Annotated in this window: 20 protein-coding genes and 1 pseudogene; 7 read left to right on the top strand and 14 right to left on the bottom strand. The window is 67.3% G+C overall.

Annotated features, from left to right (window positions below; genetic code table 11):
- Positions 1–16: 16 nt before the first annotated feature.
- The 3 genes from ahcY (at position 17) to D5301_RS16555 (ending at position 2,585) form a co-directional block, all read left to right on the top strand.
- Entirely contained in the window at positions 17–1,462 is a 1,446-nt protein-coding gene (ahcY, locus tag D5301_RS16565) for an adenosylhomocysteinase (RefSeq protein ID WP_014036003.1), read from the top strand.
- Between the two features lie 164 nt (positions 1,463–1,626).
- Positions 1,627–2,100: a Cys-tRNA(Pro) deacylase gene (gene ybaK / locus D5301_RS16560; RefSeq protein ID WP_153856306.1), complete on the top strand. Its 474-nt coding sequence runs from the start codon at positions 1,627–1,629 to the stop codon at positions 2,098–2,100.
- Positions 2,100–2,585, top strand: coding sequence for a hypothetical protein (locus D5301_RS16555; protein WP_153856305.1), 486 nt, complete (start codon positions 2,100–2,102; stop codon positions 2,583–2,585). Before ybaK ends, D5301_RS16555 begins: the two co-directional genes overlap by 1 nt.
- A gap of 28 nt (positions 2,586–2,613) precedes the next feature.
- Here the strand turns inward: D5301_RS16555 and D5301_RS16550 are convergent, their stop codons facing one another.
- Positions 2,614–3,249 (bottom strand): energy transducer TonB, encoded by a 636-nt coding sequence (locus D5301_RS16550; RefSeq protein ID WP_153856304.1) that lies wholly within the window; start codon positions 3,247–3,249, stop codon positions 2,614–2,616.
- Between the two features lie 107 nt (positions 3,250–3,356).
- On the bottom strand, positions 3,357–3,914 hold the full coding sequence (locus tag D5301_RS16545; RefSeq protein WP_153856303.1) for a DUF3228 family protein: 558 nt from the start codon (positions 3,912–3,914) through the stop codon (positions 3,357–3,359).
- Positions 3,915–4,050: 136 nt separating this feature from the next.
- On the opposite strand from D5301_RS16545, the gene D5301_RS16540 reads away from it, so the two are divergent.
- Positions 4,051–5,568, top strand: a complete 1,518-nt coding sequence (locus D5301_RS16540; RefSeq protein WP_153856302.1) for an amidohydrolase family protein — start codon at positions 4,051–4,053, stop codon at positions 5,566–5,568.
- 6 nt (positions 5,569–5,574) lie between these two features.
- On the opposite strand, the gene D5301_RS16535 is transcribed toward D5301_RS16540, so the two are convergent.
- The 3 genes from D5301_RS16535 to D5301_RS16525 are packed head-to-tail and all read right to left on the bottom strand — an operon-like array spanning position 5,575 to position 8,321.
- On the bottom strand, positions 5,575–6,306 hold the full coding sequence (locus tag D5301_RS16535) for a LytTR family DNA-binding domain-containing protein (RefSeq protein WP_153856301.1): 732 nt from the start codon (positions 6,304–6,306) through the stop codon (positions 5,575–5,577).
- Positions 6,303–7,352 carry a histidine kinase gene (locus D5301_RS16530; RefSeq protein ID WP_153856300.1) on the bottom strand — a complete coding sequence of 350 codons (1,050 nt, stop codon included), beginning with the start codon at positions 7,350–7,352 and terminating at the stop codon, positions 6,303–6,305. The genes D5301_RS16535 and D5301_RS16530 overlap by 4 nt, the downstream gene beginning before the upstream one ends.
- Before the next feature lie 36 nt (positions 7,353–7,388).
- Positions 7,389–8,321 carry an alpha/beta hydrolase gene (locus tag D5301_RS16525; protein ID WP_153856299.1) on the bottom strand — a complete coding sequence of 311 codons (933 nt, stop codon included), beginning with the start codon at positions 8,319–8,321 and terminating at the stop codon, positions 7,389–7,391.
- A gap of 203 nt (positions 8,322–8,524) precedes the next feature.
- Here D5301_RS16525 and metF point away from each other — a divergent pair, with 203 nt between their 5' ends.
- Together metF and D5301_RS16515 are read left to right on the top strand one after the other, a co-directional pair.
- On the top strand, positions 8,525–9,352 hold the full coding sequence (metF, locus tag D5301_RS16520) for a methylenetetrahydrofolate reductase [NAD(P)H] (RefSeq protein ID WP_049399801.1): 828 nt from the start codon (positions 8,525–8,527) through the stop codon (positions 9,350–9,352).
- A 40-nt stretch (positions 9,353–9,392) separates the two neighbouring features.
- A complete protein-coding gene (locus tag D5301_RS16515) occupies positions 9,393–9,977 on the top strand; it encodes a DUF4124 domain-containing protein (protein WP_153856298.1) in 585 nt (194 codons plus the stop codon).
- 100 nt (positions 9,978–10,077) lie between these two features.
- Here D5301_RS16515 and D5301_RS16510 read toward each other — a convergent pair whose 3' ends face one another.
- The 3 genes from D5301_RS16510 to D5301_RS16500 form a co-directional block, all read right to left on the bottom strand.
- The gene (locus D5301_RS16510; protein ID WP_153856297.1) at positions 10,078–11,034 is read right to left on the bottom strand and encodes a Nudix family hydrolase; all 957 of its coding nucleotides are present in this window, start codon (positions 11,032–11,034) and stop codon (positions 10,078–10,080) included.
- Positions 11,035–11,135: 101 nt separating this feature from the next.
- On the bottom strand, positions 11,136–13,868 hold the full coding sequence (gene secA / locus D5301_RS16505) for a preprotein translocase subunit SecA (RefSeq protein WP_110711053.1): 2,733 nt from the start codon (positions 13,866–13,868) through the stop codon (positions 11,136–11,138).
- Positions 13,869–14,143: 275 nt separating this feature from the next.
- The gene (locus D5301_RS16500) at positions 14,144–15,100 is read right to left on the bottom strand and encodes a M23 family metallopeptidase (RefSeq protein ID WP_033834438.1); all 957 of its coding nucleotides are present in this window, start codon (positions 15,098–15,100) and stop codon (positions 14,144–14,146) included.
- A 12-nt stretch (positions 15,101–15,112) separates the two neighbouring features.
- Between D5301_RS16500 and D5301_RS16495 the strand changes: the two genes are divergently transcribed.
- Entirely contained in the window at positions 15,113–15,562 is a 450-nt protein-coding gene (locus tag D5301_RS16495) for a DUF721 domain-containing protein (protein WP_005408086.1), read from the top strand.
- A gap of 282 nt (positions 15,563–15,844) precedes the next feature.
- Here D5301_RS16495 and lpxC read toward each other — a convergent pair whose 3' ends face one another.
- From lpxC to murC, 6 genes and pseudogenes are all read right to left on the bottom strand, one after another.
- Positions 15,845–16,756: a UDP-3-O-acyl-N-acetylglucosamine deacetylase gene (gene lpxC / locus D5301_RS16490; RefSeq protein ID WP_004143722.1), complete on the bottom strand. Its 912-nt coding sequence runs from the start codon at positions 16,754–16,756 to the stop codon at positions 15,845–15,847.
- A gap of 205 nt (positions 16,757–16,961) precedes the next feature.
- Positions 16,962–18,197: a cell division protein FtsZ gene (gene ftsZ / locus D5301_RS16485; RefSeq protein ID WP_153856296.1), complete on the bottom strand. Its 1,236-nt coding sequence runs from the start codon at positions 18,195–18,197 to the stop codon at positions 16,962–16,964.
- 170 nt (positions 18,198–18,367) lie between these two features.
- Complete coding sequence (gene ftsA / locus D5301_RS16480) at positions 18,368–19,603, bottom strand: cell division protein FtsA (protein ID WP_005408083.1); 1,236 nt, start codon at positions 19,601–19,603, stop codon at positions 18,368–18,370.
- A gap of 71 nt (positions 19,604–19,674) precedes the next feature.
- Positions 19,675–20,349: pseudogene (locus D5301_RS16475) on the bottom strand (cell division protein FtsQ/DivIB); the annotation flags it as partial.
- Positions 20,346–21,308 carry a D-alanine--D-alanine ligase gene (locus tag D5301_RS16470; RefSeq protein ID WP_164161597.1) on the bottom strand — a complete coding sequence of 321 codons (963 nt, stop codon included), beginning with the start codon at positions 21,306–21,308 and terminating at the stop codon, positions 20,346–20,348. The gene D5301_RS16470 and the pseudogene D5301_RS16475, both read right to left, overlap by 4 nt.
- A complete protein-coding gene (gene murC, locus D5301_RS16465; RefSeq protein ID WP_012510048.1) occupies positions 21,305–22,741 on the bottom strand; it encodes a UDP-N-acetylmuramate--L-alanine ligase in 1,437 nt (478 codons plus the stop codon). Before murC ends, D5301_RS16470 begins: the two co-directional genes overlap by 4 nt.
- Positions 22,742–22,757 lie beyond the last annotated feature (16 nt).

The following is a 22,757-nucleotide window of genomic DNA, read 5'->3' as shown; positions in this document are numbered from 1 at the left end:
CAACCGGAGCACACGAATGAACGCTGTTGCCAAGACCTTCTCCACCGAAGGTGATTACAAGATCCGCGACATCACGCTGGCCGACTGGGGCCGCAAGGAACTGGACATCGCCGAGCACGAAATGCCGGGCCTGATGTCGATCCGCCGCAAGTACCAGGCCGAGCTGCCGCTGAAGGGCGTGCGCGTGACCGGCTCGCTGCACATGACCATCCAGACCGCCGTGCTGATCGAGACCCTGAAGGACATCGGCGCCGACGTGCGCTGGGCCTCGTGCAACATCTTCTCGACCCAGGACCACGCCGCTGCCGCCATCGCCGCCACCGGCACCCCGGTGTTCGCCTGGAAGGGCGAGACCCTGGAAGAGTACTGGGACTGCACCCTGGACGCGCTGACCTTCACCCTGGCCGACGGCACCCTGACCGGCCCGGAGCTGGTGGTCGACGACGGCGGTGACGTGACCCTGCTGATCCACAAGGGCTACGAGCTGGAAAACGGCAGCGACTGGGTCAACACCGCCTCTGCCTCGCACGAAGAACAGGTCATCAAGAACCTGCTCAAGCGCGTCGCCAAGGAGCGCCCGGGTTACTGGGGCCGCGTGGTCAAGGACTGGAAGGGCGTCTCCGAAGAGACCACCACCGGCGTGCACCGCCTGTACCAGCTGGCCCAGGCCGGCACCCTGCTGATCCCGGCGATCAACGTCAACGACTCGGTCACAAAGAGCAAGTTCGACAACCTGTACGGCTGCCGCGAGTCGCTGGCCGATGGCCTGAAGCGCGCGATGGACGTGATGCTGGCCGGCAAGGTGGCCGTGGTCTGCGGCTACGGCGACGTCGGCAAGGGCTGCGCCGCCTCGCTGCGTGCCTACGGCGCGCGCGTGATCGTCACCGAGATCGACCCGATCTGCGCCCTGCAGGCGGCGATGGAAGGCTATGAAGTCAACACCATCGAATCGACCCTGGGCCGTGCGGACCTGTACGTCACCACCACCGGCAACAAGGACATCATCCGCATCGAGCACCTGAGCGCGATGAAGGACCAGGCCATCGTCTGCAACATCGGCCACTTCGACAACGAGATCCAGGTCGACGCGCTGGTGTCGTTCGCCGGCATCAAGCACGTCAACATCAAGCCGCAGGTGGACAAGTACATCTTCCCGAACGGCAATGCGATCTTCCTGCTGGCCGAAGGCCGCCTGGTGAACCTGGGCTGCGCCACCGGCCACCCGAGCTTCGTGATGTCCAACAGCTTCGCCAACCAGACCCTGGCACAGATCGACCTGTGGGCGAACAAGGACAGCTACGAGAAGAAGGTCTACCTGCTGCCGAAGAAGCTGGACGAAGAAGTGGCCCGCCTGCACCTGGAAAAGATCGGCGTGAAGCTGACCACCCTGAGCCAGGAACAGGCCGACTACATCGGCGTGCCGGTGGAAGGCCCGTTCAAGCCGGACCACTACCGCTACTGATGCCTGCGGGGTGCCGGCCAGCGGCCGGCACTACCGGTGCATGCGACACACGGAACGGGCGCCTTCGGGCGCCCGTTCTGCGTTTGCGCGTGGCCATGCACCGCGCATCCACCCGCAATAGCCTCGGTCAAGGCAACGCCGCCGTGCCGCGCTACGATGCCCCCATGACTCCGGCCATCAACCTGCTCAAGCGCGAGAAGATCGCCCATACCGTGCGCAGCTACGTGCACGATGCTCACGCCGAATCCTATGGCGGCGAAGCCGTCGACAAGCTCGGCCTCGACCCGGCCCAGGTGTTCAAGACCCTGCTGGCCAGCACCGAGACCCACGAACTGCTGGTAGCGATCGTGCCGGTGGCCGGCCAGCTGGACCTGAAGGCCCTGGCCGAAGCGGCCGGCTGCAAGAAGTGCGAGATGGCCGCTGCTGACGCTGCACAGCGCGCGACGGGTTACCTGGTCGGCGGCATCAGCCCACTGGGGCAGAAGAAGCGCCTGCGCACGTTCCTGGACGCCAGCGCGCAGGCATTGCCCAACCTGCATGTCAGCGCCGGTCGCCGCGGCCTGGAAGTGGAACTGGCGCCGGCCGACCTGCTGAGGCTGACTGCCGGCCACTACGCTGCCATCGGCAAGGCCCGCTGATGCGCTGGCCCTGGTCTGCAGCGCCGATACCCCGGCTCGACGATGCACAGGCCGATGTGCTGCTGCAGGACCTGCTGTCGCACGACGCAGCGCGCATCACCGATGCTGCACGCACGGTCGCACGGCTGTTCAGCGCGCCCTCGCTGGATGCATTGGCCGCGCACGCGGACCTGATCGAACAGCGCTGTCAGGGCGTCGCGCTCGGCGGCATGCTGATCAGCAACCAGGCGCATCTGAAGGCCGCCCTGCGTCGGCTGCGTTACTGGCGTGCACGCGAGGGTTGCCTGTGCGCGCTCAATCCCGGCTACCCGTTCTTCGATCCCCGTCGCCTGATCGAACAAGGACAGATGCAGCTGCTCGCGGTGGAAGAGGCCGAGGGCAGCTGGGGCGACTGCCACACCGTTGCCTGCACCCAGTGCGGCCAGCATTGGCAGGCCATCGACCGCGAGTACCACTACCCATGGTGGGAGTGGATAGCCGTCTGACGTGTCCGCCGCGACGCGTGGATGGCGGTCACTCCACCCACTCGTACCGCATGGGTACACGCACGATGGTCAGCTCCGGTGCCGAGCCCGCCGCATCGGTGCGGATGAAAGGCCAGCGGCGCAGTTCTTCCACCGCCGCCTCATCCAGCAACGCGTGGCCACTGGACGTCTCCACGATCACGGCTGCAATCGTCCCCTGTGCGTCAATCAATGCCTTGAGCAGGCTGCGCCCGGAAAGTCCCTGTTGCATGGCCTCCGGTGGATAGCGCGGCGACACGCCGCGCGCCGGTGCCCACGAAACACCGTCGCCCGTGAACAGATCCCGGCTGCTGCGCGCCGCGCAGTGCTTCGGCAGGCGCAATTGCAGGGATAACCGCGTGTCGTCGATGGTCACCTCCGCGGGCGCCGCGCAGGCGTGTTGCGTGAGCGCCTCCAGCATCTGCTGCTGCCGAAGCAACGCCTTGCCGTTGGCCGCCGTCACCTCAACCATGCAACGACCGTCGCTGGACTGCATCGACAGCGCGGTCAGCCCGGCATCGCGCAGCCCAGGCAGGGCCGCCAATGGCGCGCACGCGATGTCAGCAGCGGGCTTGGCCGCCAGCGCCGTGGCGCAAGGCAACATGCCAACCAGCAACACCGGAATCATCCTTGCCCAGATATCCATGCCCCGTCCCTGCTGGGTTGGCCTGGTCCGAGCATAGTGGGCGCCCGGGGCCTGGTTCAAACGATCGGGTCAGAGCCCCGCGCTGCGGGGATCCGACCCGGGCCGGCTCACGGCCGCCAGTTGGCGTTGTTCTCCCAGAACGCCACCGAGCGCTGGTAGGCATCCCGATCCAGCGGCACACCGGAACCGCCCTCCTCCACGCCCAGTGCATTGCGCATCATCGTGATCGGCGCCATCGGTACCTCTTCGGGTTCGGCGGTGTAGATACAGCCGACGATGCCCCAGTCAGCCTCGATCGGTGAACCCTCCTTCGCCAGCTGCCCGGCGCTGTACAGGATCACCACCAGATAGTTCGCGCGCGGCGACTCCACGCCCTCGAACCAACGCACCAGTACCGGCAGTTCCTCGCGGTTGCGCGCTTCGTAGCCGCTGCGCAGCTGGTGGCGGTTGGCCTCGGTGACCGGCACCGTCAGGCAGCGCGTGCTGGTCCAGTTCTCGTAGACGAACAACTTGCAGAACGGGGCGTAGCCGTCGAGCACCTTCAGCGGCGCGTGCGCATTGAGGTGTGCCTCGAACTGCTCGGCAGTGCAGTCCTGGATGGTGTTGCCGCGCGGCACACGCGGGAACAGGCGGGGACGGGCGAAATCGGTGAGGACGATGGACATGGCGCGGCGCAATCTGGGAATCCGCTGCACAGGGTAACCGCCCCGGCGGTACGGCGTGCGGGATGCCGATGGTCACTGGCGTCCGCGTCCATCTTGCCCCACCCTGCGGGCGACCCATCGCAAGGATCGCCGGCTCATGGATGCAGCACGCGCGTTGCCCCGTTCCGCCCGCCGTCGGCGATGGCCGATCGTACTGGCCATTCTCCTGCTGGCGCCGCCAGTGCTGTTCACCGCCGCCCTGCTCTGGCCGCTGTCGGCACCGCCGTTGCCCGAGCCGGGCAACAGCCGCGTGATCGTCAATGCGCGGGTGGTGGACGTCGCGCGGGGCCAGGTCAGTGAACCCACCACAGTGACAGTGCGCAACGGCACGATCGCCGCCATCGGTGAAGCTCCACGGGACGCCACGCTGCCGGTGTTCGATGCCGGTGGCCGGTGGCTGCTGCCCGGTTTCTGGGACATGCATACCCATGCACTGCAGTTGTCGCCGCAGCTGCAGTTCCCGCTGATGCTGGCCAACGGCATCACCGGCACCCGCGACATGATGGACTGCCCGCAGGCTACCGATCCGTTGATCGCCTGCGTGGCCGACAAACGCCGCTGGACCGCACAGGCCATGGCCGGGCAGCAGGTTGCGCCGCGCTTCGTGCAGGTCGCAAGCTTCTACTTTGAAGATCCGTCTCTTGCGCCGGAGGCCGCCGCCGAGCGTGCACGCACGTACAGCGCGCGCGGCGTCGACGCGTTGAAGGTCTACAACCGGCTGCGTGCGGATACCTACCAGCGGCTGGCCACCGAGGCGCAGCAGCTGCGTCGCCCGCTGGTCGGCCACCTGCCCAAAGCGGTGCCGCTGGAGGGCGCACTGCAGGCAGGCCAGCGCAGCTTCGAGCATGCCCATCTGTTCGTACGCCACTGCTTCGACAACGCGGCGGCGTGGCGCGGTGGCACGCTCGACAGCGAGGATCCAACCGCGCTGGCCGAACGCATGGTCGGCGGCTACCAGCCCGCGCTCTGCAACGAGGCGTTCGGTGTGATGCAGGCCAGCGGTGCCGCGTTCGTACCCACCCATGTCACCCGCGAAGAGGATGCGCGTGCGCGCGACCCCGCCTTCATCAACGATCCGCGCCTGGCCTATCTCGATCCGCTTTCACGCTGGGCGTGGCGTGATGACCTGCAGGCCACCGTGGCGCGCTACCCCGGCCTGCGCGGCGAAGACGCACTGAAGGCCTACTTCGAGCACGGGCTGGCGCTGACCGGCGCCGCGCATCGTGCCGGCGTCACCGTGCTGGTCGGCACCGATACCGGGCTGGGCGGCTTCCGCTACCACGATGAACTGCAGTGGCTGCGGCAGGCCGGCTTGAGCCAGGCCGACGTGCTGCGCGCAGCCACGCTGCAGGCCGCGCGCCATCTGGACCTGCAGGCATCGCATGGCAGCGTCGAGGTCGGCAAGGTGGCCGATCTGGTGCTGCTCGATGGCAATCCGCTGCACGAAACCGCCAGTACCCGCCGCGTGCACGCGGTGCTGCTTGCCGGCCATCTTTACGACCGCCCGCAGCTGGATGCGCTGCTGGCCTATGCGCGCAAGCAGGCACGTTCGCCCGCCGTGATGGCGCGATTGTTGTGGGGCTTCCTCACCAGCCCCGTCAGTGCCCAGCTGTAGCGGCAGCTACAACGCCATCCGTTCACGCAGTTCACGCGCCTGCCGGCGCGACACCTCCACCTCGCTGCCGTCATCCAGCGCCAGGTCATAACCATCAGCGATGCTGGGCGTCACGCCACGGATGCGGCGCAGGTTGACCAGCGTATTGCGGTTGGCCCGGAAGAACAGATCCGGCGGCAGGCGTGCTTCCAGCGCGCTCAGGCTGCGGGTCAGCAGGGCGTTCTGGTCGCGGAACCACAGCCGCGTGTAGTTGCCATCCACCACCAGCCGGCGGATCTCGGAGACCGCCACGAACCAGCAGCGTTCGCCCTCGCGCACGAACACCTGGTCCTGCGCACCCAGCGTGCCGCGCGACTCCGGCGTTTCGGCCGCCACCACTTCGCGCTGGCGCGCCCGCTCCAGCGCCTCCAGCAAGCGCGGCGCCTCCACCGGCTTCACCAGATAATCCAGCGCATTGGCCTGGAACGCACGCACCGCGTAGGTGTCGTAAGCAGTAACGAAGACCACGGCCGGCACCACCTCCAGGCCGTCCAGCACGTCGAAGCCGCTGCCGGAGGGCATCTGCACATCCAGCAGCACCAGGTCCGGGGCCAGCGTGGCGATCGCCTCGCGCGCGGCCGGCACATCGTCGGCCTCGCCCACGCACTGCACCCACGGCAGCGCCGACAACAGCGTGCGCAGCTCCTGCCGCGCCAGCCGCGCATCATCAACGATCAACACGCGCAGCACGCCATTCATTGCGGAATCTCCAGCAGGGCCTGCATGCGGTCGCCGACCGGCTGCAGGGTGAAACGACCTTGCGTACCGAGCTGCGCACGCAGGTAGGCCAGGCCGACGCCATGTCCGTGGGTGGGCTCGCTGACGCTGGCCAGCGGATTGTCCACCTGCAGGCGCAGCACGTCATTGTCCAGCGTGGCATGGATCTGCACCTCGCCGCCGCCCGGGCGGCTGGCGATGCCGTGCTTGATCGCGTTCTCCACCAGCAGCTGCAACGCCATCGCCGGCAGCTGCGCCTGCATGGCATCGGCATCGATCTGCTGCCGCACCTGCAGGCGCTGTTCAAAATGGACCGCCTCGATGGCCAGGTAGTCGTCGACCACCGCCAGTTCCTCGGCCAGCGTGACCTGCTCGCTGCGGTTGTGCGCCAGCGCCTGGCGCAGCGTGCGCGACAAGCGGGTGACCATGTCGCGGGCCCGTTCCGGGTCTTCCAGGATCAGCGCACGCAGGTTGTTCAGCGCATTGAACATGAAGTGCGGGTTGAGCCGCGCACGCAGCGCATCGCGCTCCAGGGCGCTGCGTTCGGCCTCGGCGCGCAGGCGGGCCAGCTCACTGTGGCGTGCCCGCCGCAGGCCGTGCAGGCCCGCCCACAAGCCGGTCCACATCAGCAGGAACAACGCGGTGTTCATCCAGTACACCAGCAGCGAAGACCACTGGTAATCCGCATGGCCGCCAGGCAGTTGCACCCAGCCCAGCGCCAGTGCCGGCAGCAGCAGCGCCGCCGTTACCGCCTGAGCGACGCTGGCCCCGAGCACCACACCGGCGGCCAGCTTCAGTACCAGGCTGGCCAGGCTCGCATCCCACCAGCGCTGGCGCAGTGCAATCGAACGCAGTGCGCCGCTGCACAACCAGAGTGAGACCGCCACGCTGACGGTGATCAACACGATGCCACTGAACACCGCACCGCCGCCGATCCGCGTGCCGACCCACAGCCCGTACATCGCATAGCCAGCCCATGCCAGTGCGTTGAGCGTCCAGAAGCGGCGGGATGACGTGGTGGCGTCCATGCGGGCTCTCGGCGATGGCAGGAGGGCGGACAACGGTCAGGGATGCGCGGCGAGGAAACGCTGCACCTGTTCCTGCAACCAGCGCGGATCATCCCACATCAGGAAGTGGAAACCCTGCGCGCTCATCGCGATCTGCACGCCCCGCAGTTTCGCGTACTGCGACTGGAATACCGCCCGGGTGCCGTCCTCGGTGCCACCCATCGGCTGGTAGCCGGCCCAGCTGCCCAGCACCAGCGTCGGTGCGGAGATCGAAGCGATGCTGTCACGCAGATCGGTGGTCATCACCGCATGCATGGCATCGGCCGTGGTCTGGCGGTCGCTGTCTTCGCCCCAGCGGCCCAGTTCGGCCTGGCGCTGCGGATCGCGGGTCATCCCCGGCAGGCCCGCCTTCAACTGCGCCTGCCATTGCGCGGCGTCGGCGGCCAGCATGCCCTTGCGCAGCTGGTCGGCCATCGGCCGCACGCTGTCAGCGGTGGCCTTCGGGTCACGCGCGGCCGGCAGGAATGGCAGGGCGTCAACCACCACCAGCGCGCTGACCGCCTTCGGCTCGGCCTGCGCCATCTGCAGGCCCAGCAGGCCACCGAGGCTGTGGCCAACCACCACCACCGGCCCCAGGTGCTGGTCATGCAGGTAGGCCAGCAGTTGCCCGCGCATCGCCGGCAGGAACTCGGCCGGGCGCGGATCAGCGGCTGCGGCGCCGACAAAGCCCGGCAGCTGCACCAGATGGCACTGCACATCCTTCAGGGCCAGGCAGGTCTCGCGCCAGACCTCAGCACTGCTGTTGAGACCGGGGATCATCAGCAGCGGGCGGCCCTTGCCGACCACCTCGACCTGCACCTTGCCCGCCGCCGGGGCGCTGGCGCTGGCGGCGTGCGCCGAGCCGGAACCGAGCACGGCCATCGCCATGCCGATCATCGCCAGCCGGGCCAGGGCCTTCATTGCATACCAGAGTGCCAGGAAGATCTTCATCGTCTGCTCCTTCGTCGGGTGGGTGTTGCCGGGATGGGAACAGCGTGCCGCCGGCCACGGCACCCGGGTTGCGATTTCGGAGCAGCGGCCGATCGCCGGGGCGAACGGTCGCAGGCGACGGACGGTGCGCACCCGCACAAATTGACAACATCCATCTTGATGAAGCGATATACTGATCCGCACCCGCCGCTGCCGCCCGTGCCATGACCGCCATCAGCTTCGAGTTCTATCCGCCCAAGACCGACGAACAGCGCAGCCAGCTGGACCGCGCCGCGGCCAGGTTGAAGGACTACGGCCCCGAGTACGTGTCGTGCACCTTCGGTGCCGGTGGCTCGACCCTGAGCTACACCTCCGAGACCGTGCGCCACCTCAACCAGCACCATGGCTTCGATGCCGCACCGCACCTGTCCTGCGTCGGTGGCACCCGTCAGGAAATCCGCGAGCTGCTCAAGCTGTACCGCGCCATCGGCTGCCGCCGCCTGGTCGCGCTGCGCGGCGATCTGCCATCGGGCATGGGCTTCCCCGGTGACATGCGCTATGCCGCCGAACTGATCGACTTCATCCGCGCCGAGCACGGGGATGCGTTCCATATCGAAGTGGGCGCGTACCCCGAAACGCACCCGCAGGCTTCCGACGCACTGGCCGACCTGAAGCACTTCAAGGCCAAGATCGACGCCGGTGCCGATGCGGCGATCACCCAGTACTTCTTCAACCCGGACGCGTACTTCCATTTCGTCGACGAAGTGCGGCGGCTGGGTGTGCAGGTGCCGATCACGCCCGGCATCATGCCGATCGCCAACTTCAGCCAGCTGCGCCGCTTCTCCGAACAGTGCGGTGCGGAGATCCCGCGCTGGATCAGCCGCAAGATGCAGGCCTATGGCGATGATGCGGAGTCGGTGCGTGCATTCGGCACTGAAGTGGTGGCCAAGCTGTGCCAGCGCCTGATCGAGGGCGGCGCTCCCGGCCTGCACTTCTACACCTTGAACCTGGCCAAGCCGACCACCTCGGTACTGAAGCTGCTGCAGGGCTGAAAGCACGGCGCGCAAGCGTGATCGGCGCTACCCTGCGAGGATGATCCGGCTTTCTTTCCTGCTGTTGCTGCTGCCGCTGTGCGTGCTATCGAGCGATGTCCACGCGCAGGCTACGCGCCTGAACCGCTGCACCGATGCCCAGGGCCAAAGCGTGTATACCGACCGTCCCTGCGACAGCCTGGGTGCGCAGTCGCGGCTGCCATCGCCTGCGCCCGCCGGCAATACCCTGCAGCGCGACACCCTCGGGGCACGCTGCCCACGGCGGCTGAGCGAACTGGTGGATGCACTGCGTACCGGCATCCTCAGCAACGACGTGAACCGGCTGTCCTCGCTGTACCTGTGGGGCGCCGTTTCCGATGCGGGCGCGCAGCGCATCCTCGGCCAGCTGGAATCGTTGGCGCGGCGGCCGCTGGTCGACGTGGTGCCGGTGTATCCCTCGCAGGCGCTGCCGCAATCTCAGGATGAGGGTCAGAGCCCTGCGGCGCAGGGATCCGACCCTGAGCCCCCGGCCGTGCGCCATCCGGTCGGCCTGCGCCTGGAGCAGACCCTGCCCGGCAGCGCGTCGCGCGCTTCGACGGTGCTGGGGTTGCGACGGCAATACGGGTGCTTCTGGATCACACTGTGATCGCCAGGGGTCGGATCCCTTTCCTGCGGAAAGGGCTCTGACCCCCGATCCCAGCGATGGGGTCAGAGCCCCGCGTTGCGGGGATCCGACCCTGTTTGCATCACGCCGGCCACAGCCCGCGGATGGCGGCGATGCCCTGCCCGCCATGGCGGCGCGCCTCGGAGACATGGCCACTGCCCATGCCACCCAGCGCGTAGATCGGTAGTGACACCTGCGCACGCAGCTCGGCGAAGGCATCCCAGCCCAGCGGCACGGCATCGGGATGGCTGGCCGTGGCCTGCACCGGACCCAGCACGGCGAAGTCGCAGCCCAGCCGCTGTGCGGCCTGCAGCTGCTGCAGGTCATGGCAGGACGCGGCCACCAGCTGGCCTTCGGGCAGTGGACGCTGCGACAGCTCCAGCAGCTGTTCGCTGCCCAGGTGCACCCCCACGCCCAATGCGCGTGCCAGCTCGATATCGCGGTTGAGCAACCACTGCACCCCGCTGCGACGATGCGCGCGCACGACCTGTTCGACCATCGCCTGGCGCTGCGGATGCGCCATCGGCAACCGCAGCTGGATGCGCTGCTGGCCCGCCGCCACCACACGCTGAAGCTGCTCATGCCAATGCTGCACGCCGTCGGCGTCATCGGCCGGCGCCGGGGTGATCAGGTAGCTGTCGGGCTGGCGCAGGGCGGCCACCACCGGCAGGTCGGCCGGTGGCATCGAATAGCGGCCCAGCTTGTCCGGCGCCACCCAGGTGATCGCCTGCCCCTCACGTCCGCGTGGGGTGCCCTTCCAGCTGCGCACGTGGCGCACCTCCAGGGTCAGGTGCTTGTCCGGATAGCGCTGCGGCACGTCCATCAGCCAGTCGCCGACATCGGCCTCGATGCCCAGCTCCTCGCGCAGCTCGCGCACCAGCGCCTGTTCGGAGGTCTCGCCGGATTCGCGCTTGCCGCCGGGGAATTCCCACAGGCCGGCCATGTCGCGGTTCTCGGTACGGCGGTTGAGCAGCACGCGGCCACGGGCATCGGTGATGACGGCCGCTACAACGTGGATCGATCGGGTGGGGGAAGCCATGGGGGAAGCATGCCCAGAACAGGGCGACCGGCGCAATCACGGATCCGGTGCGGTTGCCCCGCCACAAACGAAAAGCCCCGCTTTCGCGGGGCTCGTCGGGATCAGCTCAGCTGGCCGTGGCAGTGCTTGTACTTCTTGCCACTGCCGCACGGGCATGGATCGTTGCGGCCGATCTTCGGCTCGTCGCGCTGCATCTGCGCCACGCCCTGCTGGGCAGCCTGCACCTGCGCGGCTTCCTCGTCGGCGCTGTAGCCGCCCACGTCCTGGTGCTGGAACTGCGACTGGCTCAGGCGTGCTTCGGCCTGCTGGCGCTCGGCGGCTTCCAGCGCCTGCACTTCCTCGTCGCTGCGGATGCGCACGCGCGACAGCAGGGTCACCACTTCGCGCTTGACGTTCTCCAGCATGTCCGAGAACAGCTCGAAGGCTTCCTTCTTGTATTCCTGCTTCGGCTGCTTCTGCGCGTAACCACGCAGGTAGATGCCCTGGCGCAGGTAATCCATGCGGGCCAGGTGCTCCTTCCAGCTCTGGTCCAGCACGGTCAGCATCACGTGCTTCTCCAGCGCGCGCATGGTCTCTTCGCCCACGCCGGCTTCCTTCTCGGCGAAGTGCTGGTTGACGCGTTCCTGCACCTTGGCGGCAATCGCCTCGGCGTCCAGTTCCTCGTGTTCCTTGACCAGGTCGGTCAGCGACATCTGCAGGCCGAAGTCCGACTCCAGGGTCGCTTCCAGGCCACGCAGGTCCCACTGCTCGTCGATCGAGTTCGGCGGCACGAAGCGGGCCACCACGTCGAAGATCACGTCGTCGCGGATACCGTCGACGTTGTCCTTGACCGACTCGGCGTCCAGCAGTTCGTCACGCTGGGCGTAGATCACCTTGCGCTGGTCGTTGTTGACGTCGTCGAAGTCCAGCAGGTTCTTGCGGATATCGAAGTTGTGGGCCTCGACCTTGCGCTGCGCCTTCTCGATCTGGCGGCTGACCAGGCGGTCCTCGATGACGTCGTCTTCCTTCATGCCCATCATGCGCATGGCCTTCTGCACCCAGTCGGAGGCGAAGATGCGCATCAGGTTGTCTTCCAGCGACAGGTAGAAGCGGGACGAACCCGGGTCACCCTGGCGGCCGGAACGGCCACGCAGCTGGTTATCGATACGACGCGATTCATGGCGCTCGGTACCGACGATGTGCAGGCCGCCCGCAGCCTTCACCGCCTCGTGGCGCTTCTGCCATTCGGCCTTGACCGCAGCCTTCTGCTCATCGGTCGCGCCCTCGCCCAGCTCGTGGATCTCCGCTTCCAGCGAACCGCCCAGCACGATGTCGGTACCGCGGCCGGCCATGTTGGTGGCGATGGTCACGGCCGCCGGACGGCCGGCATTGGCGACGATGGTCGCTTCGCGGTCATGCTGCTTGGCGTTGAGCACTTCGTGCTTCACGCCGGCCTTGCGCAGGTGCTCGGACAGCATTTCCGAGGTTTCGATCGAGGTGGTACCCACCAGCACCGGCTGGCCGCGTTTGGCGCACTCCTCGATGTCGGCCAGCACCGCATTGAACTTGCCCTTGCGGTTCAGGAACACCTGGTCCGGGCTGTCCTTGCGGATGGTCGGGCGGTTGGTCGGGATCACCACCACTTCCAGGCCATAGATGCTCTGGAACTCGAAGGCTTCGGTATCGGCCGTACCGGTCATGCCGGACAGCTTCTTGTACATGCGGAACAGGTTCTGGAAGGTGATGCTCGCCAGCGTCTGGTTCTCGCGCTGGACCGGCACGCCTTCCTTCGCTTCCACCGCCTGGTGCAGGCCATCGGACCAGCGGCGGCCGGACAGGGTGCGGCCGGTGAACTCATCGACGATGACCACTTCGCCATCGCGCACGATGTAGTCCACGTCACGCTGGTAGATCGCGTGCGCGCGCAGTGCGGCGTTGAGGTGGTGGACCACGGTCAGGTTCTGCGGCGCGTACAGGCCTTCGGTCTCGCCGTCGAGGATGCCGGCCTCGACCAGCAGCTGCTCGGCGTGCTCCATGCCCGCTTCGGACAGGTGCACCTGCTTGCCCTTCTCGTCGACCCAGAAGTCGCCTTCGCCGTCTTCCGCTTCCTGCTTGACCAGGTTCGGTACGACACGGTTGACGCGGATGTACAGCTCCGGGGAGTCGTCGGCCGGGCCGGAGATGATCAGCGGGGTACGCGCTTCGTCGATCAGGATGGAGTCGACTTCGTCGACGATGGCGTAGTGCAGGCCGCGCTGGTAGCGGTCGGCCTTGGACAGCGCCATGTTGTCGCGCAGGTAGTCGAAGCCGAATTCGTTGTTGGTGCCGTAGGTGATGTCCGAGGCGTAGGCTTCGCGCTTGTCGCTGTGCGGCATGCCCGGGTACACCACGCCCACGCTCAGGCCCAGCCAGTTGTACAGCTTGCCCATCTGCGCGGCGTCGCGGCGGGCCAGGTAGTCGTTCACGGTGACCACATGCACGCCCTTGCCTTCCAGCGCGTTGAGGTACACCGGCAGGGTCGCCACCAGGGTCTTGCCTTCACCGGTGCGCATTTCTGCGATCTTGCCCAGGTGAAGCACCATGCCACCGATCAGCTGCACGTCGTAGTGGCGCATGCCCAGCACGCGGCGACCGGCTTCGCGGCAGACCGCGAACGCTTCCGGCAGCACCTTGTCCAGGGCTTCACCGTCGGCGATGCGCTGCTTGAACTCCGGCGTCTTGGCCTGAAGCTGCTCGTCGGAAAGCTTCTCGATCTCCGGCTCCAGCGCATTGATCTTGGCGACGATGCGGTTGAGCTGGCGCAGCTGTCGTTCGTTACGACTGCCAAATACGCGGGTAAGCAGGCTGTTGATCATTGAAGGAACCGGGTTGGATGGACACGACGCCCGGCCTCCCCCTTGGGATCCGTCCGCCGCAAACGAAACAGGGCGCCTGGCGCCCTGTCGATGGCAACACCCATTGTAGCTTGGGACGGCCGCAAGGGGTTTCAACCCCGTGGGGTAGTGCCGGCCGCTGGCCGGCAACCTCGTTCGGACCCCTCAAAGGAATTGCCGGCCAGCGGCCGGCACTACCAGATCACCCGCATCGGGTCAGAACCCTCCCGCGGCGCGGAAGGGATCCGACCCGGGCATCAGCCGCGGCTGACGCGGCCGACCGGCGTGTTGCCGCCGTCGCCGAGGAACTTGCGCGGGTTGACCACGTTGCCGTTTTCCCACACTTCGAAGTGCACGTGGGCACCGGTCGAACGCCCGGTGGAACCGGCCTTGGCCACTTCCTGGCCGGCACGGACCAGGTCACCGGCCTTCACCACCAGGCGCGAATTGTGGGCGTAGCGGGTGACGTAGCCGTTACCGTGGTCAACATCGACCACGTTGCCGTAGCCGCCCTTCACGCCGGCGAAGCTGACCACGCCTTCGGCGACGGCCATCACCGGGTCACCGACCTTGGCGTGGAAGTCCATGCCCTTGTGGGTGGCGGCACCGCGGCCGAACGGGTCGGCACGGGTGCCGAAACCGGAGGTCACGTAGCTGTTGCGGATCGGCATGCGCGACGGCACGGCGTTCTGCTGCAGCTGGTGGTCGAACATCAGCGATTCCATCACCGACAACTGGCGGCCTGAAGCAGCGAAGCGCTGCTCCAGCACCTGTAAGTCGGCGTTGACGTCCTTGACCGGGATGTCGCTGGTCGGGCCGCCGGCGTCGCCGTCACCGAGACCGGGGGTCTCGTTGAAGTCGAACTCGCCGTCTTCCAGCTTGCCCATCTGGGTCAGCCGTTCGCCAAGGGCGTTGAGGCGGGTGGCCTGGGCCTGCAGCTCGCCGAGGCGGGCCGCCAGCGCGTTGACCTGGGTCTGCGCATCGCGCTTGACCTTGGCCAGCTCCGCATCCTGGCGCTCGACCTTGGCCTGCAGGCGGGAATCATTCAGCGCGCTGGCGCCAATGCCGCCGGCAAGGCCGATAATGCAGCCTACCCCGAGCACGCTGCCCAGCAGGGCGCGGGGGCGGTCCTCGAAATAGAACCGCAAACGCGCGATCGGCGACGACTTGGCCTGTCCTTCACGCGTTTTGATTACGATCTTTTTGAATGCCATCAGTGAGTTTTCATGTCTGAGCCGAAATCCAGCGTTCGCCCCGCGTCAGTGCCGAAGCCGGCGCTGGATGCGGTGATGGCGGACAAAAGCGGGAACCCGCTGCGGCGTGCCTTGTGGCTCGACGCGCTGGACCGTCAGTTGCGCCCCCAGTTGCCGCCACCTCTGCGCAGCCGTTGCCGGCTGGCCAATGTGGACGGGGAACACCTCGTTTTTCTCGTCGAGTCCCCGGTCTGGCATGCCAAGTTGCGGCTTGCCGAAGCCCAGTTGCTCGACGCGGCCCGTTCCATCGGGCTGAAGGCCACCAGGGTGACCATCAAGACTGCGTCTCCCACTCCCACGCGCTCCCCAGCGCTCGACAACCGGAATGGACCCCACGCAGTTTCAGCCGCCACGCACAAAGGGCTACGCGACGCCTTGGCTTGCCTGCAGGACGTTCCTTCGAAGCCGAAGAAGCGGTCCTGACGACAACGGAGCATCCGGCTCCGCTCCCCGTCGCGCGTGTCACCACGGCGTGAAACATTTCGGGGGCCGGGTCGCATCCTAGCTGCCATCCGGGGGCCTGTCGTTAGATTGTTGTTAAAATTACGTTAAATTCAGGCTTCCGATCCAACAGGTTCACAAAACCGTGACCTCGAACCGGCCTTGAAACTTTCAAAGTACGCTGAATGCGCCGTCGGCGCCGGAAACGACAACGCCGCCCTTTCAGGCGGCGTTTTTGTCTTTCGTTTCAATGACCTGGAATGATCAGGCGTAGGCCGGGGTAGCGTATTCGACCGGATCCGGGGTGGCCGGCGAGTCGAAGCTGACCCATTCCCAGGCGGTCGCGTCGGCCATCAGCGCCCGCACCAGCTTGTTGTTGAGCGCGTGGCCGGACTTGAAGCCTTCGTAGGCGCCCAGCACCTGGCCACCGGCCAGATAGAGGTCGCCGATCGCGTCGAGGATCTTGTGGCGCACGAATTCGTCGGCGTAGCGCAGGCCGTCTTCGTTGAGCACGCGGAACTCGTCCAGCACGATGGCGTTGTCCATCGAACCGCCCAGGCCCAGGTTGCGCTCGCGCATGTATTCCAGGTCGCGCATGAAACCGAAGGTGCGCGCGCGGGAGATTTCCTTGGTGTAGGCCAGCGTCGAGAACTCGATTTCCTGGCGCGACTGCTTGGCCGGGATCATCGGGTGGTCGAACTGGATGGTGAAGCCCAGCTTGTAGCCCTCGTACGGGGTGAAGCGGGCCACCTTGTCGCCCTCGGTCACTTCCACGGTCTTCAGCACGCGGATGAAGCGCTTGGGCGCGTCCTGTTCCACGATGCCTGCCGACTGCAGCAGGAACACGAACGGGCCGGCCGAACCGTCCATGATCGGCAGCTCGGCCGAGGACAGTTCGACGATGATGTTGTCCACACCCAGGCCGGCCAGCGCCGACATCAGGTGTTCGACGGTCTGGATCTTGGCGTCGTTGCAGGTCAGGCCGGTGCACAGGGTCACTTCGGTGACCAGTTCGGCCTTGGCCGGCACTTCCACCACCGGGTCCAGGTCCACGCGACGGAACACGATCCCATGGTTGACCGGTGCCGGGCGCAGGGTCATGTAGACCTTGTCACCGCTGTGCAGGCCAACGCCGGTGGCGCGGATCGTGTTCTTGAGGGTGCGTTGCTGGATCATGGGGGATGGGCCGGAAGTGACACATTAGATTAACACGCGCCCTCCCCTACCCTGGCTGAAACGCCAGTGAAGGCTGCCGGCAGGACGCACCGGCACGCCGCGGGGACGCACGTGAAGCAGGGCAGCCGGACCCATCCTGGCCCGGCGCCCGCGTTTTCAGGACATGGTGGCGCAACCCGGGGAGGACAAGCCCCGGGCGCCCCGCTTAGTCCGCCTGGCGGCGCAGGAAGGCCGGGATGTCCAGGTAATCGTTCGGCAGTTCCGCCGCCGCCGGGGCCGAAGCGGCCGGGGCCGAGGGAGCGGAGGCTGCCGCGGTATCGCTGCTGGCGCGACGCAGGCCCAGACCCATGCCGCCCACGGCCTTGGACACGGCGTCGCCGCCGTTGTCGAACTCGCCGAATTCCGGCTGGCCGGTGGTGGCATTGCGGACCAGCTTGATCGGCGCACGCTCGCCCGGACGCTGGGCCTTGCTGGCCGACACGCGGTTCAGGCCGGTAGCGACCACGGTCACGCGCACTTCGTCCTGCATGTCCGGATCCAGCACGGTACCGACCACCACGGTGGCGTCCTCGGAAGCGAAGCCATCGATGGTGCGGCCGATCTCGTCGAACTCGGCCATGGTGAAGTCGGCGCCGGCGGTGATGTTGACCAGGATGCCGTTGGCACCGGCCAGGTTCACATCGTCCAGCAGCGGGTTCTGGATCGCGGCTTCGGCGGCGGCCTGGGCGCGGTCATCGCCACGGGCGGTGCCGGTACCCATCATCGCCAGGCCCATTTCGGACATGACGGTGCGCACGTCGGCGAAGTCGACGTTGATCAGGCCCGGACGCACGATCAGGTCGGCGATGCCCTGCACGGCGCCCTGCAGCACGTCGTTGGCGGCACGGAAGGCCTGGATCATGGTCGCGTTGCGACCCAGCACGGTGATCAGCTTCTCGTTCGGGATGGTGATCAGCGAGTCGCAGTGCTGGCTCAGTTCCTCGATGCCCTTCAGCGCCACCTGCATGCGGCGACGGCCTTCGAACGGGAACGGCTTGGTGACCACGGCCACGGTCAGGATGCCCATTTCCTTGGCCAGCTGTGCCACCACCGGCGCAGCGCCGGTGCCGGTACCACCGCCCATGCCGGCGGTGATGAACACCATGTCCGCACCCTGCAGGGCGTCCATGATGCGCTCACGGTCTTCCAGCGCGGCCTGACGGCCGACTTCCGGGTTCGCGCCTGCGCCCAGGCCCTTGGTCACGTTGGTACCCAGCTGCAGCTGCAGCTTGGCACCACAATTCTTGATGGCCTGCGAGTCGGTGTTGGCGGTGATGAATTCCACGCCATCCACCGCCGAGTTGACCATGTGCGCCACGGCATTGCCGCCGCCGCCGCCCACGCCAACCACCTTGATCACCGCATTGGGTGCCATCTTTTCGATCAGTTCAAAATGCGCCATGTCCGTGTCCTCGTTGTATCCGCTTTGGCGGGCATGGGCATTCGGGCGTCCTGCCGTCCTGCTGCATGCCGACGTTGCGGCTGTGTGGGTTGTGTGTTGCCGGTGTTGCGTTGTGCTACGGGTACTGCGGGTGCTGCGCCCGGGCGATGCCCGGTGTTACGGGTTCCGCGTCAGAACTCGCCGCGGAACCAGGTCTTGAGTTTCTTGAACATGCTTCCAGCGCGCCCGGTCGGCAGCGACGGCCGCCGCGGGTGCTCGATCTGGCTGCCCATCAGCAGCAGGCCCACGCCGGTGGCATGCACCGGGTTGCCCACCACTTCGCCGAGGCCGGTGACGTGCTGCGGGATACCCACGCGCACCGGCATCTGCAGCATTTCCTCGGCCAGTTCGACCACGCCTTCCATCTTCGAGGCACCACCGGTCAGCACCATGCCGGCGCGCACCAGCTCCTCGAAGCCGGAGCGGCGCAGTTCGGCCTGCACCATCTCGAAGATTTCCTCGTAGCGGCCCTGCACTGCCTGCGCCAGCGAATGGCGCGGCATGCGGCGCGGCGGGCGATCACCCACCGACGGCACCTGGATGCTTTCCTCGGCGGTGGCCAGCTGGGCCAGGGCGCAGGCGTAGCGCACCTTGATCTGCTCGGCCTCCGGGGTCGGCGTGCGCAGCATGTGCGCGATGTCGTTGGTGACGTGGTCGCCGGCGATCGGCAGCGAGGCCGTGTGGCAGATCGCGCCCTGCACGAACACCGCGATATCGGTGGTACCGGCGCCCATATCGACCAGCACCACGCCCAGCTCGCGCTCGTCGGCGGTCAGCACGGCCACGCTGGAGGCCAGCGAGGACAGCACCAGGTCGTCCACCTGCAGGCCACAGCGCTGCACGCACTTGCTGATGTTGGCCGCAGCGGACTGCGCGCACACCACCAGGTGCGCGTGCACCTCCAGGCGCACGCCGGTCATGCCGACCGGATTGCGGATGCCTTCCTGCGAATCGTCCAGCACATACTCGCGCGGGATCGCATGCAGGATCTTCTGGTCGGCCGGAATCGCCACCGCCTTGGCCGCATCGAGCACGCGATCCAGGTCGCCCCAGGTCACCTCGCCGTCGCGGATCGGCACGATGCCAGGCGAGTTCTTGCACTGCACGTGGTTGCCGGAAATCGAGGCATACACCGAGCGGATCTCGCAGCCGGCCATCAGCTCGGCTTCTTCCACCGCGCGCTGGATCGACTGCACGGTCGATTCGATGTCCACCACCACGCCACGCTTGAGCCCGCGCGACTCGTGCGAGCCGATGCCGATCACTTCGATCGGATTGCCCGGCGAGTACTCGCCCACCAGCGCCACCACCTTGGAGGTGCCGATGTCCAGGCCAACGATCAGCGATTTGTCACCCTTGCGATTCATGTCCTTTCCTGCGTCCTGCTGGCCGGGGTCGCCGGCGTTTTCGCCGGCGTGGCCGGGGTACCCCAGCTCAGCGTGAAACCATTGGTGTAACGAAGGTCGGCGCGCTCGATCGGCGCATCCTGGCGGTTGAGCTGCGGCAGCACCTTGACGAAGCGCTGCATGCGCGAGCGCGCGTCGTCACGGCCGACCACCACTTCGGTGCCGTTGCTCAGCACCAGCGACCAGCTGCCGCGCGCGTCCATCGTCACCCGGCGCACGTCCACGCCGGCCGGTGCGAACAATGCACGCGAGTCGCTGTACAGCTTCATCACTTCTTCGGTCTGGCTGTCCGGGCCGTCCAGTTCGGGCAGCGCCAGATCGGCCAGCTTCTTCGGCGTGGGGAACAACTTGCCCTGCTCGGAGACCAGGCGGTCGTTGCCCCAGCGCGCGAACGGCTTGTGCTCGACCAGGGTCACTTCCAGCACGTCCGGCCACTGCTTGCGCACCTGCGCGCTTTCCACCCAGGGCAGCTGTTCCAGTGCGTCCTGCGCGTCCTGCAGCTTGACCGCGAAGAAGCCCGCATGCGCGTACGGCAGCAGCACCTGCTGCAGCTGCTCGGCCGGCACCCGCTTGAACTCACCATGCACGCGCAGCTTCGCCAGCGGCCAGCGCTCGGCGCCGACCCAGCCATTGACTACGGCCACCACCGGCAGTGCAACCACCGACAGCGCCAACAGCCAGACGAAGATGCGCAGCACCGCGTTCATGCGTGCGAGGCCTCCAGGGTCTGTTCCAGCACACGCCACACCAGCTCCTCGAAACCGATGCCGGCCTGGCGGGCCGCCTTGGGCACCAGCGAGTGGCTGGTCATGCCCGGCGCGGTGTTCACTTCCAGCAGGAAGAAACGGCCGCTGTCGCGATCACGCATCACGTCCACGCGGCCCCAGCCACGGCAGCCAGCGGCACGGAATGCGGCCAGCGCGATGCGCCGGATTTCCTCTTCGGCGTCACCGTCCAGGCCCGGGCACAGGTACTGGGTGTCTTCGGCAATGTACTTGGCGTTGTAGTCGTACCACTGGCCCTTGGGCACGATGCGGATCGACGGCAGCGCAACGTCGCCGAGGATGGCCACCGTCAGTTCGTCGCCGACCACCATCTGCTCCATCAGCAGCTGGCCGTCGTAGCGGGCGGCCAGGGCCACCGCCTCGTCCAGGCTCGCCTCGTCGGTGACCCGGCTGATGCCCACGCTGGAGCCTTCGTTGGCCGGCTTCACCACCACCGGCAGGCCGAGTTCGGCGGCATTGGCGTGCACGTCCTCGGCAGTGACCTTGCGGTACTGCGGCGTCGGCAGGCCCAGCGTCAGCCACACCTGCTTGGTGCGGATCTTGTCCATGCTCAGCGCCGAACCCAGCACGCTCGAGCCGGTATACGGCACGCCGAAGGCATCCATCAAGCCCTGTACGATGCCGTCCTCACCGCCACCGTTGTGGCCGTGCAGGATGTTGAACACACGGTCGATGCCGCCGGCGGCGAGCGCCTTGGCCAGCGCCGGGATGCCGTCCACGGCGAACGCATCGACGCCACGCGACTGCAGGGCTTCGAGCACGTTGCGGCCGGAATCCAGCGACACCTCGCGTTCGCTGGAACTGCCGCCGAGCAGCACGGCGACGCGACCGAACACGGCCGGGTCGGTCACGCGCAGCGGCGGGAAGGTCAGCGCGCTCACGCCTCGCCCTCCCCCTTGAAGCCTTCCACCGCAATATGGGTGGCCACGGCACCGATGTCGCCGGCGCCCATCATCAGCAGCAGGTCACCGTCCTGCAGCACGTCCGGCAGCACGCTGGCCAGCTCGGCGGCCTTGCCCACCACCACCGGTTCGCTGCGGCCGCGCGCGCGGATGGCGCGGGCCAGCGCATGCGAATCGGCACCGGCAATGGGTTCCTCGCCGGCCGGGTAGACCTCGCTCAGCACCAGTGCATCGACGCTGGACAGCACCGCGGCGAACTTGTCGAACTGGTCGCGGGTACGGCTGTAGCGGTGCGGCTGGAAGGCCACCACCAGGCGCTTGTCGGCCCAGCCGCCGCGGGCCGCGGCGAACACCGCCTCCAGCTCGCTCGGGTGATGGCCGTAGTCGTCGATGATGCGCACCTTGGCGCCGCTGGCGGTGGTCACTTCGCCCAGATCGTTGAAGCGACGACCGACACCGGCAAAGCCTTCCAGTGCGCGCGCGATCGCATCCGGGGCCACGCCCAGCTGCCAGCCCACTGCGGCGGCGGCCAGTGCATTCAGCACGTTGTGCTTGCCCGGCAGCGCCAGCACCACTTCCTGGCTGGTGCCCTGCGGCAGGCGCAGGGTGAAGCGCATGCGCGAGCCTTCCTGCACCACGTTCTCGGCGCGCACGTCGGCCTGCGGGCTCATGCCGTAGCTCATCACGTGGCGCGGGGTCTTGGCAGCCAGAGCCGCCACTTCCGGATCGTCGATGCACAGCACCGCCAGGCCGTAGAACGGCAGGCGCTGCAGGAACTCGGCGAACGCCGCCTGCACGCGGGCGAAGTCGTTGCCGTAGTTCTCCAGGTGGTCTGCATCGATGTTGGTGATGATCGACATCAGCGGGTTCAGGCGCAGGAAGCTGCCATCGCTTTCGTCGGCCTCGGCCACCAGCCATTGCCCACCACCCAGCTTGGCGTTGGCGCCGGCGGCCAGCAGCTGGCCACCGATCACGAAGGTCGGGTCCAGGCCGCCTTCGCTCAGCACCGCGGCGGTGAGGCTGGTGGTGGTGGTCTTGCCATGGGTACCGGCCACCGCGATGCCACGGCGGAAGCGCATCAGCTCGGCCAGCATCGCCGCACGCGGCATGATCGGAATGCGCTGGCTGCGCGCTTCCATCAGTTCCGGGTTGTCTTCGCGGATGGCACTGGAGACCACCACGCAATCGGTGCCCAGCACGTTGGCCGCGGAGTGGCCGCGCATGATGCGCGCACCCAGGCTGGCCAGGCGACGGGTCGCCACGTTGTCGGCGTTGTCCGAGCCGGACACTTCATAGCCCAGCGTCAGCATCACTTCGGCGATGCCGCTCATGCCGGTGCCGCCGATGCCGACGAAATGCACGCGCGGGAACGCGCGCACCAGGTCGTTGGTGTCGTGCAGGCGACGGATCATGCGCAGCCTCGCGCAG

Origin of the sequence: Stenotrophomonas sp. MH181796, assembly GCF_009659995.1 — a bacterium.
GTDB lineage: Bacteria > Pseudomonadota > Gammaproteobacteria > Xanthomonadales > Xanthomonadaceae > Stenotrophomonas > Stenotrophomonas riyadhensis.
The sequence above is the reverse complement of the archived record's forward strand: the minus strand, read 5'-3'. Positions and strand labels throughout refer to the sequence as shown.